This is a genomic window from Pseudomonas sp. CF161 (genome assembly GCF_000416215.1).
In the GTDB taxonomy this organism is placed as follows: domain Bacteria; phylum Pseudomonadota; class Gammaproteobacteria; order Pseudomonadales; family Pseudomonadaceae; genus Aquipseudomonas.
Map to the genome: position 1 here is coordinate 1 of NZ_ATLP01000048.1, position 11,219 is coordinate 11,219.

Here is an 11,219-nt window from a genome sequence, read left to right on the forward strand (position 1 = left end):
GCCGACAGCCAACTGGTGATTGCCGGCAGCGACGCCGCGATGCTGCGGGTGGCCGAGTTGGCCCGCAGTTGCGGGGTAGGCGTGGCCAAACGCCTGGCGGTCAGCGTGCCGTCCCACTGCCCGTTGCTGGCGCAACCGGCCCAGGCGCTGGCCGAGGCCTTTGCCCAGGTGCCGCTGCAGGCGCCACGCCTGGGTTACCTGAGCAGCAGCCGGGCGCGGCCGCTGCGCCAGGTGGAACAACTGCGCGACGACCTGGCGTTCAACATGTGCCGGGTGGTGGATTGGCGCGGCACCGTGCAGGGCGCGTATGAGCGCGGCGTACGGCTGCAGATTGAACTGCCGCCCGGTGCGGTGTTGACCGGGCTGGCGCGCCGGGTGTTCGAACAGGGCAGCGTGATCGCTTACGACGGTGCGCGCCTGGACACCCTACAGGCGCTGTTGCATGAGGAGGTACGCCGCGACCGATAGAGCCCCGACTCAAGCTGGCGAAGCACAAAAACAACAACTTCGACGATGCACTTTGAGGACTACAACAATGATTATTTACGGTGTGGCGCTGTTGGCGATCTGTACCCTGGCCGGGGTCATTATCGGTGACATGCTCGGTGTGCTGCTGGGTGTGAAGTCCAATGTGGGCGGGGTCGGGATTGCCATGATCCTGCTGATCTGCGCGCGTTTGTGGATGCACAAGCGCGGCGGCATGACCAAGGACTGCGAGATGGGCGTCGGCTTCTGGGGCGCCATGTACATCCCGGTGGTGGTGGCCATGGCGGCCCAGCAAAACGTGGTGACCGCCTTGCACGGCGGCCCGGTGGCAGTGCTGGCGGCCATCGGTTCGGTGGTGCTCTGCGGGTGCACCATTGCTTTGATCAGCCGCACCAACAAGGGCGAGCCGCTGCCGGATGAACCGGTCGAGCTGGCGCCCGGTGCCGCTGCAGCAGGGGGGCGCTGATATGTGGGATCTCATTGAAAAGGGCCTGGAACACAACGGACTGATCACCGCCTTCGCCTTTGTCGGCGTGATCATGTGGCTGTCGGTGCTGCTGTCCAAGCGCCTGACGTTCGGCCGCATCCACGGTTCGGCGATTGCGATTGTCATCGGCCTGGTGCTGGCCTGGGTGGGCGGCACCATCACCGGCGGGCAGAAGGGCCTGGCGGACCTGGCGCTGTTCTCCGGCATCGGCCTGATGGGCGGCGCCATGCTGCGGGATTTCGCCATTGTCGCCACGGCCTTCGAGGTGCAGGCCACCGAGGCGCGCAAAGCCGGCTTGATCGGGGTCATCGCCCTGCTGCTGGGCACGGTCCTGCCATTTATCGTCGGTGCGGCCATGGCCTGGGTTTTCGGTTATCGCGATGCGGTGAGCATGACCACCATCGGTGCCGGGGCGGTGACCTACATTGTCGGCCCGGTGACCGGGGCGGCGATCGGCGCGACCTCCGATTTGATGGCGCTGTCGATTGCCACCGGCCTGATCAAGGCGATCCTGGTGATGGTCGGCACGCCCATGGCCGCACGCTGGATGGGCCTGGACAACCCGCGCTCGGCGATGGTCTTCGGCGGCCTGGCCGGCACCGTCAGCGGCGTGACGGCCGGGTTGGCGGCGACCGACCGGCGGCTGGTGCCCTACGGTGCCCTGACCGCGACCTTCCACACCGGGCTCGGCTGCCTGCTGGGGCCGTCGCTGCTGTACTTCATCGTGCGCGGCCTGGTGGGTTAACGCCCGACTGACGCATGCGCCTATGGCCGGCCGGCTCCTGCGAGGGACGGCCGGCCACTGGCATCAGGACGCGGCCTGGCGATTGGCGTACATCCGGCATTCGGCCAGCAGCGCCAGCAGGTTCGGATCCCGCTCCTTGGCCTTGAGAAACACCACGCCGATATGCTGTTGCAGGCGATAACGCGCTTGCAGCGGGATCAGCTTGACCCGGTTCTCATACACCGCGGCAATTCTCCCCGGCAGCAAGGCATACCCCACCCCTGAACTGACCATGCTCAGCAGGGTGAAGATGTCGTTGACCTGCATCGCCACCTTCGGTTCGAACCCCGCCTGCTTGAACACCCGGACCCCGTCCTGGTGCGTGGCGAAACCCTGGGTCAGGGTAATGAACGTAGCGTCGCGCACATCGCTGAGGTCGACTTCTGCCTGCTGGGCAAAGGGCGAGTCGGCGGGGGTGGCGAGAAAGATATCGTCGGAAAACAGCGGGATCTGCTCGCAGTCCGGGTCGCTGATGCTGTCATCCAGCGACACCAGGATCGCGTCGACTTCCATGTTCTTGAGCTTGTACAGCAGGTCGATATTGGACCCCAGGATCAGGTCGATATTGAGTTCGCTGCGGCGGATCTTCAGGCCCATGATCAACTGCGGCACGGTCTTCACCGTCAGCGAATACAGGGAGCCGAGCTTGAAGCGTTCGGCCGAGAACCCGGCGGCCTCGCGGGTCAGGCGCACGCTTTCGACCACGTCGCCAATCAGTTTTTGCGCCCGTTCCTCGAGGACATAGGCGCTTTCCAGCGGGGTCAGGTTGCGCCCCTCGTGCTTGAACAGCGGGCAACGCAGGGCACTTTCCAGGGAATGGATGGCCCGATGCACGCTGACATTGCTGGTTTGCAACTCGGCCGCAGCCCGGGTCAGGTTGCCGGTGCGCATGAAGGCGAGAAACACTTCGAGCTTTTTCAGGGTCAACTCTTCGTCGATCAGCATGGCGGCCACTCTTGTTCGATGTGCAGGATTGTGCCCGACGAACCGAGCCTTGGCTGGAGCTTTTTTTGCCCCATCTAGTGGGGGTAATGTTGCGCTTTCAGGCTCCAGGCCTGAGCCTTGCGTCCTGTTGTAACCGCTTGAGGGAAAGTGACACATGTATCACGGGGAAAAATTCAACGCCTGGACCCATTTGCTGGGTGCGGTCGCGGCGTGTATCGGCGGCGTGTGGCTGGTGGTCCTGGCCAGCCTCGACGGCAACCCCTGGAAGATCGTCAGCGTGGCGATCTACGGGTTCACCTTGCTGGTGCTGTACAGCGTTTCGACCGTGTACCACAGCGTGCGCGGGCCGAAGAAAAGCATCATGCAGAAGCTCGATCATTTTTCGATCTACCTGCTGATCGCCGGCAGCTACACGCCGTTCTGCCTGGTGACCCTGCGCGGGCCCTGGGGCTGGACCCTGTTCGGGATTGTCTGGGGCCTGGCGCTGATCGGCATCCTGCAAGAGATCAAGCCGCGCTCCGAGGCGCGGATCCTGTCGATCGTGATCTACGCGGTGATGGGCTGGATCGTGCTGGTGGCGGTGAAGCCGTTGCTGGCGGCCCTGGGCTCGACCGGTTTCGCCTGGCTGGCCTCGGGCGGGGTGCTGTACACCGTGGGCATCATCTTCTTCGCCCTCGACAGCCGCCTGCGCCACGCCCATGGCATCTGGCATCTGTTCGTGATCGGCGGCAGCCTGCTGCATTTCGTGGCGATTCTGTTCTACGTGCTCTAGGGCTTCACGGGCCGTCAACGCGCCTTAGGCCTGCTGCAACAGCCGGTTCAGTTGCTCCTGGGCGCGGTGGCTGAAGATGTCCAGCAGGCTGCCCAGGGTATGGGGCGGCGGTTCGCTGGTGCGGGTCACGGCATACAGGGTGATCGGCAGCGGCGGCGTCAGGGGGCGGATCTCGGTGCTGGCGGTCGAGGCGCCGAGGGCGGTGAAGGGGTCGATCACCGCCAGCCCGGCCCCGGATTCGACCATGGCCCGGGCCAGGGAATAGGTCTGCACCGCAATGCTCACCCGTGGTGCCGGCTGCACCGCCTCCAGGTAGCTGTCGAGCCGGGCCGACAACGGGTCGGCGCTGGACAGGCCGATCAACGGCGCCCCCGCCAGCTCCATCAGCGCCAATGGCGTACCCCTGGCGGCGGCCGGCCAATAATCCCGAGGCGCCAGGGCCACCAGCACGCCCTGGGCCAGGGCTTGGGCCGCCAGCCCCGGGTGATCCGGGCGTTGCAGGGTCAGGGCGACGTCGATCTCGCGCATCAACAGGTTCTGCACCAGCTCGCGGCTGTGGGCGCTGGACAGCTCGCAGACCAGCTCCGGGTAGCGTCGGGTCCATTCGCTGATCGCCGGCGGCAGCAACGACAGGGCCAGGGCCGGAGTCGCGCCGATCCGCAGGCTGTGGCCCGGCTCGCGGCGCAGGCTCTGGGCCAGGCGCCGCACGCCTTGCAGGCTCTCGCTCACCTTGTCCACTTCACGCTCCAGTTCCAGGGCCTCCGGCGTGGCCTGAAGCTTGCCGCGTACCCGCAAAAACAGTGGGAAACCCAGTTGCAACTCGGCGTGTTGCAGGACCTTGGTCACCGCCGGTTGCGAGACGTGGAGCAGTTGCGCGGCGCCGCTGACCGAGCCGGTCTGGCGGATGGCCTGGAAGATTTCGATGTGTCGCAGTCGCATGGCAAGTCCATAACCTTTGTTTATGGGTGGTCGATCTTTATTCATTGTTCGGCGCCTGTCACCTGCTCCTAACCTGAAGGCCGTTCAATACACAGGTTAAGGACTGATATGACGCAGCGGGTTTGCATTGTCGGCGGTGGCGTGATCGGCCTGGCCAGTGCCTATGCCCTGGTCCGCGAGGGCTTTGAGGTGACCCTGGTGGAGGCGCAGCAGTCGTTCGCCAGCCAGACCAGCTTCGCCAATGGCGGCCAGTTGTCCTATCGCTATGTGGCGCCGCTGGCCGATGCCGGGGTGCCCTGGCAAGCCCTGGGCTGGATGCTGCGCGGCGACTCGCCGTTGAAGCTGCGCCCACGCCTGGACCCGGCGCAATGGCGCTGGCTGCTGGGGTTCCTCGGTGCTTGCCGCCGCTCGGTCAACCAGCGCAACGCCAGCCACCTGCTGCGCCTGGCATTGCTCAGCCAGGCCACCTTGCAGGCCTGGCGCGACGAAGATGGGCTGGACGGCTTCGACTGGCGGCGCAATGGCAAGCTGGTGACCTTTCGCCAGCCGGGCAGCTTCGAGCACGCCCGGCGCCATCTGGCGGACAGTCGCCAACAGCAGGTGCTGTCCCACGCCGAGTGTGCACAGCTGGAGCCGACGCTGCAGGACGCGCCCTTTGTCGGCGGTATCTTCACCCCGGATGAAGAAGTGGCTGACTGCCACGCCTTCTGCCAGCAACTGGTGGCGCGGCTCCGGGCCTCGGGGCGCTGCGAGTTTCTGCTGGGGCGCAGTGTGACCGGGATCCGCCACAGTGCCGGCACGGTGCAGGCCATCGAGCTGGGGCGCGAGACCCTGGCGGTCGAGCACCTGGTGCTCGCCGCCGGCCATCGCAGTCCCGAGCTGGCGCTGCCGGGCCTGAAACTGCCGCTGTACCCGCTCAAGGGCTACAGCCTCAGCGTGCCGATTGGCCAGCAGCACCAGGCGCCGCAGATCAGCATCACCGATTACAACCGCAAGATCGTCTATGCCCGGATCGGCCAGCAGTTGCGGGTGGCGGCGATGGTCGACATTGTCGGCTTCGACCCGGCGCTCGACCCCAAGCGCCTGGCCCTGATGCGCCGCCAGGCACGGGAAACCTTTGCCGACGCCGGCGATTACGCCGCGGCCATTGAATGGGCGGGCATGCGCCCGGCCACCCCCAGCGGGGTGCCGCTGATCGGGGCCACGGCCTACCGCAACCTGTGGCTCAACCTCGGCCATGGCGCGCTCGGTTTTACCCTGGCCTGTGGCAGCGGACGCCTGTTGGGCGAGCTGCTGGGCCAGCGACCTACCGCTATCGATATGCAGGGCCTTGCGCCCCGCGCCGCGTAACCCCGACCGAAGACCCCGCACAAGGAATGCCCCATGAGCATCAACCGCATCAGCAGCAACCCGCGCCTCAGCGGCGCCGTGACCTTCGCCGACCTGGTGTTTCTGTCCGGCCAGGTGCCGGGGACGGCGACCGAAGTCGGCGCCCAGACCCGCGAAGTGCTGGAGAAGATCGACGCCTTGCTGGCCGAGGCGGGCAGCGACAAGGATCACCTGCTCAGCGCGACCATCTACCTCAAGGACATCGGCGAGGATTTTTCCGCCATGAACGAGGTCTGGTCGGCCTGGCTGACGCCGGGCCAGGCGCCGACCCGCACCACCGTCCAGGCCGAACTGGCACGGCCCCAGGTGCGGGTGGAAATCACCGTCATCGCCGCGCGGCGCTGACCCCATGACCCACAACGGAGAAATAACAATGCAAAAAATCACGTTGCTCGGCTGCACCCTGGGCCTGCTCCTCAGCACCCAGCTCCAGGCCGGCGAAGCGCCGCTAAGCGGGACCCTGGGCAAGATCGCCAACAGCGCCAGCATCACCCTGGGCTATCGCGATGCGTCGGTGCCGTTCTCCTATGTGGGGGACAACAGCGGCAAGCCGATGGGCTATTCGGTGGACCTGGCGAGCAAGATCGTCGAGCGCATCCAGCAGCAATTGGCCCTGCCGAACCTGGCGGTCAAGTACAACCTGGTGACGTCGCAGACGCGCATCCCCCTGGTGCAGAACGGCACTGTGGACCTGGAGTGCGGTTCCACCGGGGTCACCGCCGAGCGGCAGAAGCAGGTGGCGTTTTCCTATGGGTTTATCTACGTCAAAGGGCAGTTGCTGACGGCCCGCGACAGCGGCATCCAGCGCTTCGCCGACCTGCGGGGCAAGAACGTGGTGACCACCGCCGGCACCACCAATGAGCGCTTTCTCAAGAGCTACAACGTCGAGCACAAGATCGACATGTTCGTGATCAGCGCCAAGGACCACGGCGAGGCCTTCCAGATGCTGCAGACCGGCCGCGCCGCTGCTTTCTACATGGATGACGCCTTGCTCTACGGGGAACGGGCCAAGGCCCACGACCCGCACAAATGGGTGGTGGTGGGCGAGGAGCAGTCGCGGGAGATCTACAGCTGCATGGTGCGCAAGGACGATCCGCAGTTCCTGGCGCTGGTCAATGCCGCCCTGGGCGACCTGTACCGCTCGGGGGAAATCAACGGTATCTACCAGCGCTGGTTCCAGCAGCCGATTCCGCCCAAGGGCCTGAACCTGGAGTTCCCCATGACCAGCGAACTCAAGGCGATCATCGCCAAGCCGGTCAGCGACCCGGTGGAGTAGCGCCAGGACGGGCCGGCCAGGGTTCTAGAAATCGCCCCACAGTTGCTGGGCCACGGCCAGGGCCACCACCGGTGCGGTTTCGGTGCGCAGCACCCGTGGCCCCAGGCGTGCCGGCAGAAAGCCCGCGCCGTGGGCCTGCTCGACCTCGGCGTCGGACAAACCGCCTTCAGGGCCGATCAGGAACGCCAGGCTGGCCGGCTTGGCATGGCTCACCAGCGGCTCGGCCACCGGGTGCAGCACCAGCTTCAGCTCGGCCTGGGTCTGCTTGATCCAGTCCGCCAGCAGCAGCGGCGGGTGGATCACCGGCACCCGGGAACGGCCGCATTGCTCGCAGGCGCTGATCGCCACCTGGCGCCAGTGCATCAGGCGTTTGTCGGCGCGTTCGTCCTTGAGCCGCACTTCGCAGCGCTCACTGAAGATCGGGGTGATTTCACTGACCCCAAGCTCGGTGGCTTTCTGGATCGCCCAGTCCATGCGCTCGCCCCGGGACAGGCCCTGGCCGAGGTGGATCTGCAACGGGGATTCAACCTGCCCGGCGAAGCATTCATCGAGTCGCACCGTCACGCGCTTCTTGCCGACTTCCAGCAAGGTGCCGCGAAACTCCATCCCCGAGCCATCGAACACTTGCAGCGCATCGCCCTCGGCCATGCGCAGCACGCGCCCAATGTAATGGGCCTGGGCCTCGGGCAGTGGGTGTTCGCCGAGGCTCAGGGGGGCGTCGATAAAGAAGCGGGACAATCTCATGGGGGGTCTCTGTTGAAGATGATTCGGTGAACGGCGTTTCGCTGACTGACCTGCTAGCCCGGATCGCGAAAGCCCGGGTGGAAGTTTTCCGGCACCGCGACGCTCAAGGTGTCGCGGGTGGCGATATCGATGCCTTCGCTGGCCACTTCGGCGAGGAAGTCGATCTGCTCGGGGGTGATCACATAGGGCGGCAGGAAATACACCACGCTGCCCAGGGGCCGCAGCAGCGCGCCGCGCTCCAGGGCGTGCTGGAACACCTTCAGGCCACGGCGTTCCTGCCACGGGTAGGCGGTCTTGCTGGCCTTGTCCTGGACCATCTCGATGGCCAGCACCATGCCGGTCTGGCGCACCTCCGCCACATGGGGGTGATCCACCAGGTGTGCGGTGGCACTGGCCATGCGCTGAGCCAGGGCCTGGTTGTTTTCGATGACGTGGTCTTCTTCGAAAATATCCAGGGTCGCCAGGGCCGCCGCGCACGCCAGCGGGTTGCCGGTGTAGCTGTGGGAATGGAGGAACGCGCGCAGGGTCGGATAGTCGTCGTAGAAGGCGCTGTAGACCTCGTCGGTGGTCACGCAGGCCGCCAGTGGCAGGTAGCCGCCGGTCAGGGCCTTGGACAGGCACAGGAAGTCCGGGCGGATTCCGGCCTGTTCGCAGGCGAACATGGTCCCGGTACGGCCGAAGCCGACGGCGATTTCATCGAGGATCAGGTGCACCCCGTAGCGGTCGCAGGCCTCGCGCAGCAGGGTCAGGTACACCGGGTGGTACATGCGCATGCCGCCGGCGCCCTGGATCAGCGGCTCGACGATCACCGCGGCAACGCTGGCGTGATGCTCGGCCAGGGTCTGCTCCATGGCGGCGAACATCGTGCGCGAGTGCTCCTCCCAGCTCACGCCTTCGGGGCGCAGGTAGCAATCGGGACTCGGCACCTTGAGGGTGTCCAGCAGCAGAGCCTTGTAGGTTTCGGTGAACAGCGGCACATCACCCACCGACATCGCGGCCATGGTTTCGCCGTGGTAGCTGTTGGTCAGGGTGACGAAGCGCTTCTTGGCCGGCGCGCCGCGGTTGAGCCAGTAGTGAAAGCTCATCTTCAGCGCCACTTCGATGCACGACGAACCGTTGTCGGCATAGAAGCAGCGGGTCAGGCCTTCGGGGGTGAGCTTGATCAGGCGCTCGGACAGCTCGATCACCGGCTGATGGCTGAAGCCGGCGAGAATCACGTGTTCCAGTTGATCGACCTGATCCTTGATGCGCTGGTTGATGCGCGGGTTGGCATGGCCGAACACGTTGACCCACCAGGAACTGACCGCGTCCAGGTAACGCTTGCCTTCGAAGTCTTCGAGCCAGACGCCTTCGCCGCGCTTGATGGGGATCAACGGCAGCTGCTCGTGGTCTTTCATCTGGGTGCAGGGGTGCCACAGGACCGCGAGGTCGCGTTGCATCCACTGGTTGTTCAGGCCCATCGTTAATCTCCTCGAAGCGGTCCTGCGGCGGGTGCAGGCAAAACAGTCGCGCAAGCCTATGCAATGCCGGGCTGTGTCACAACCCATTGAGGTTGCGAAGGGCAAATTGGCAGTAAATGCAGGACGCTCTGTCACGTTTTTTGGGGATAGTCCTTAATCCATCGTTAACGTACTGTGCATACCCTTCAGATCATATTTCTCGATATTTCAAAGCGAAATTTTCCGCTTTAATTCGATAGGTAAATCGATAGTCTTGGGCAGCAGTTCTTACAGGATTCAAGTTATGCAGCTACGTAATTCCTCTTCGCGCTACGGTTGGGTAAGCATTGTTCTGCACTGGGGCGTGGCCCTGGTGGTGTTCGGCTTGTTCGCCCTGGGCCTGTGGATGGTCGGCCTCGACTACTACAGCACCTGGCGCAAAGACGCACCGGACCTGCACAAAAGCATTGGCTTGACGCTGTTCGCCATCATGCTGCTGCGGGTGCTCTGGCGCTTTATCAGCCCACCGCCGCCAGCGCCGGCCAACCACGGGCGCCTGACTCGCCTGGGGGCCAAGTTCGGTCATGCCTTCCTTTATCTCAGTCTGTTCGCTGTGATGATTGCCGGTTACCTGATTTCCACCGCAGACGGTGTCGGGATCCCGGTGTTCGGCCTGTTTGAAGTACCCGCACTGCTTTCCGGGCTACCGGACCAGGCAGATGTGGCAGGCGAGGTGCACCTGTACCTGGCCTGGATGGTCGTGATTTTCGCCGGGCTGCATGGCCTGGCCGCTCTGAAACACCACTTTATCGATCGTGATGCGACCCTGGTTCGTATGCTGGGACGCAAAGCCTGATGTTCAACCTCGACTCAAAAGGAATAGAAGCATGTTGAAAAAGACTCTCGCCGCTCTGGCCATTGGTTCCGCCCTGCTGTCGGCCGGTCAGGTGATGGCTGCTGATTACGTGATCGACAAGGAAGGCCAGCACGCTTTCATCGACTTCAAGATCAGCCACCTGGGCTACAGCTACATCACCGGTACCTTCAAGGACCTGGACGGCAAATTCAGCTTCGATGCCGCCAAGCCGGAAGACGCCAAGATTGAAGTCAATGTGCGTACCGCCAGCGTGTTCACCAACCACGCCGAGCGCGACAAGCACATCGCCAGCAAAGACTTCCTGGACGTGGGCAAGTTTGCCGACGCCAAGTTCGTCTCCACCAGCGTCAAGCCAACCGGCAAGAACGCCGACGGCAAGCTGACCGCAGACGTGGCGGGCGACCTGACCCTGCACGGCGTGACCAAGCCGGTCGTGGTCAAGGCCACTTTCCTGGGCGAAGGCAAGGATCCATGGGGCGGCTACCGTGCTGGCTTTGAAGGCACCACCAGCTTCAACCGCCAGGACTTCGGCAAGATGATGGACCTGGGCCCGGCGTCGAACAACGTCGAGCTGTACATCACCTTTGAAGGTGTGAAAGCGAAGTAATTTTCGCCGCGTGCCACAAAACGCCGACCTTGAGTCGGCGTTTTGCTGTGTGGCGCTGTTCGATTGTCGGCAGGACTGCCCCTGGCGGTCCTGGCCGGTAACTGGCGCCCCATGCAAAACGCCCCCGATCTTGCGATCGGGGGCGTTTTTTTTACCGGTTCGGCTTAGCGATTACGCGTCAGCAGGGCCGGTTTTTCACCCCGTGGACGGCTCGGCAGTTGATCGAGCTGCTCAGGTGTCGGGAAGCGATCGCTTTTCGACTCCTTGTGCATGATCTTCGGCTGAGTGCCACGTGGGTTCTGCACGGCCGGTTCCTGACGCGGCTGGTCATCGGAGCGAGCCGGGCGGCGATTGCGCGAGGATTCTTCGCGACGGGCCTGGCCATCACGAGGAGCGCCGTTGCGTGGGCCGTTGCGCTTGGCCGGTGGGGTGCCGGTGGTTGCGCCGTTGCTGCTGCGCGGACCGTTCTGGCGA

At 64.5% G+C, this 11,219-nt stretch carries 12 protein-coding genes and 2 pseudogenes; 9 read left to right on the plus strand and 5 right to left on the minus strand.

The window, feature by feature from the left end; genetic code table 11:
- The 3 genes and pseudogenes from CF161_RS08675 to madM form a co-directional block, all read left to right on the plus strand.
- A pseudogene (locus CF161_RS08675) lies at positions 1-468 on the plus strand (malonate decarboxylase subunit epsilon); the annotation flags it as partial.
- A gap of 67 nt (positions 469-535) precedes the next feature.
- On the plus strand, positions 536-952 hold the full coding sequence (madL, locus tag CF161_RS08680) for a malonate transporter subunit MadL (protein ID WP_020296197.1): 417 nt from the start codon (positions 536-538) through the stop codon (positions 950-952).
- A gap of 1 nt (position 953) precedes the next feature.
- Entirely contained in the window at positions 954-1,718 is a 765-nt protein-coding gene (gene madM / locus CF161_RS08685) for a malonate transporter subunit MadM (RefSeq protein ID WP_020296198.1), read from the plus strand.
- Positions 1,719-1,781: 63 nt separating this feature from the next.
- Here madM and CF161_RS08690 read toward each other — a convergent pair whose 3' ends face one another.
- Positions 1,782-2,702: a LysR substrate-binding domain-containing protein gene (locus CF161_RS08690; RefSeq protein WP_020296199.1), complete on the minus strand. Its 921-nt coding sequence runs from the start codon at positions 2,700-2,702 to the stop codon at positions 1,782-1,784.
- Positions 2,703-2,856: 154 nt separating this feature from the next.
- Here CF161_RS08690 and CF161_RS08695 point away from each other — a divergent pair, with 154 nt between their 5' ends.
- Complete coding sequence (locus CF161_RS08695; protein WP_020296200.1) at positions 2,857-3,474, plus strand: hemolysin III family protein; 618 nt, start codon at positions 2,857-2,859, stop codon at positions 3,472-3,474.
- Between the two features lie 24 nt (positions 3,475-3,498).
- Here CF161_RS08695 and CF161_RS08700 read toward each other — a convergent pair whose 3' ends face one another.
- Entirely contained in the window at positions 3,499-4,413 is a 915-nt protein-coding gene (locus CF161_RS08700) for a LysR family transcriptional regulator (RefSeq protein ID WP_020296201.1), read from the minus strand.
- A 108-nt stretch (positions 4,414-4,521) separates the two neighbouring features.
- On the opposite strand from CF161_RS08700, the gene CF161_RS08705 reads away from it, so the two are divergent.
- The 3 genes from CF161_RS08705 to CF161_RS08715 are packed head-to-tail and all read left to right on the plus strand — an operon-like array spanning position 4,522 to position 7,078.
- Entirely contained in the window at positions 4,522-5,763 is a 1,242-nt protein-coding gene (locus tag CF161_RS08705; protein ID WP_020296202.1) for a D-amino acid dehydrogenase, read from the plus strand.
- Between the two features lie 33 nt (positions 5,764-5,796).
- Positions 5,797-6,147, plus strand: a complete 351-nt coding sequence (locus tag CF161_RS08710) for a RidA family protein (RefSeq protein ID WP_020296203.1) — start codon at positions 5,797-5,799, stop codon at positions 6,145-6,147.
- Positions 6,148-6,175: 28 nt separating this feature from the next.
- A complete protein-coding gene (locus CF161_RS08715; protein ID WP_020296204.1) occupies positions 6,176-7,078 on the plus strand; it encodes a transporter substrate-binding domain-containing protein in 903 nt (300 codons plus the stop codon).
- A 24-nt stretch (positions 7,079-7,102) separates the two neighbouring features.
- On the opposite strand, the gene CF161_RS08720 is transcribed toward CF161_RS08715, so the two are convergent.
- The gene (locus CF161_RS08720) at positions 7,103-7,822 is read right to left on the minus strand and encodes a 16S rRNA (uracil(1498)-N(3))-methyltransferase (RefSeq protein WP_020296205.1); all 720 of its coding nucleotides are present in this window, start codon (positions 7,820-7,822) and stop codon (positions 7,103-7,105) included.
- 53 nt (positions 7,823-7,875) lie between these two features.
- Positions 7,876-9,282, minus strand: a complete 1,407-nt coding sequence (locus CF161_RS08725) for an adenosylmethionine--8-amino-7-oxononanoate transaminase (protein WP_020296206.1) — start codon at positions 9,280-9,282, stop codon at positions 7,876-7,878.
- A 283-nt stretch (positions 9,283-9,565) separates the two neighbouring features.
- Between CF161_RS08725 and CF161_RS08730 the strand changes: the two genes are divergently transcribed.
- Both CF161_RS08730 and CF161_RS08735 read left to right on the plus strand, forming a co-directional pair.
- Positions 9,566-10,117, plus strand: coding sequence for a cytochrome b (locus tag CF161_RS08730; protein ID WP_020296207.1), 552 nt, complete (start codon positions 9,566-9,568; stop codon positions 10,115-10,117).
- A 31-nt stretch (positions 10,118-10,148) separates the two neighbouring features.
- Positions 10,149-10,745: a YceI family protein gene (locus CF161_RS08735; protein WP_020296208.1), complete on the plus strand. Its 597-nt coding sequence runs from the start codon at positions 10,149-10,151 to the stop codon at positions 10,743-10,745.
- 164 nt (positions 10,746-10,909) lie between these two features.
- On the opposite strand, the pseudogene CF161_RS08740 reads toward CF161_RS08735, so the two are convergent.
- Positions 10,910-11,219 (minus strand): annotated as a pseudogene (locus CF161_RS08740) (DEAD/DEAH box helicase); the annotation flags it as partial.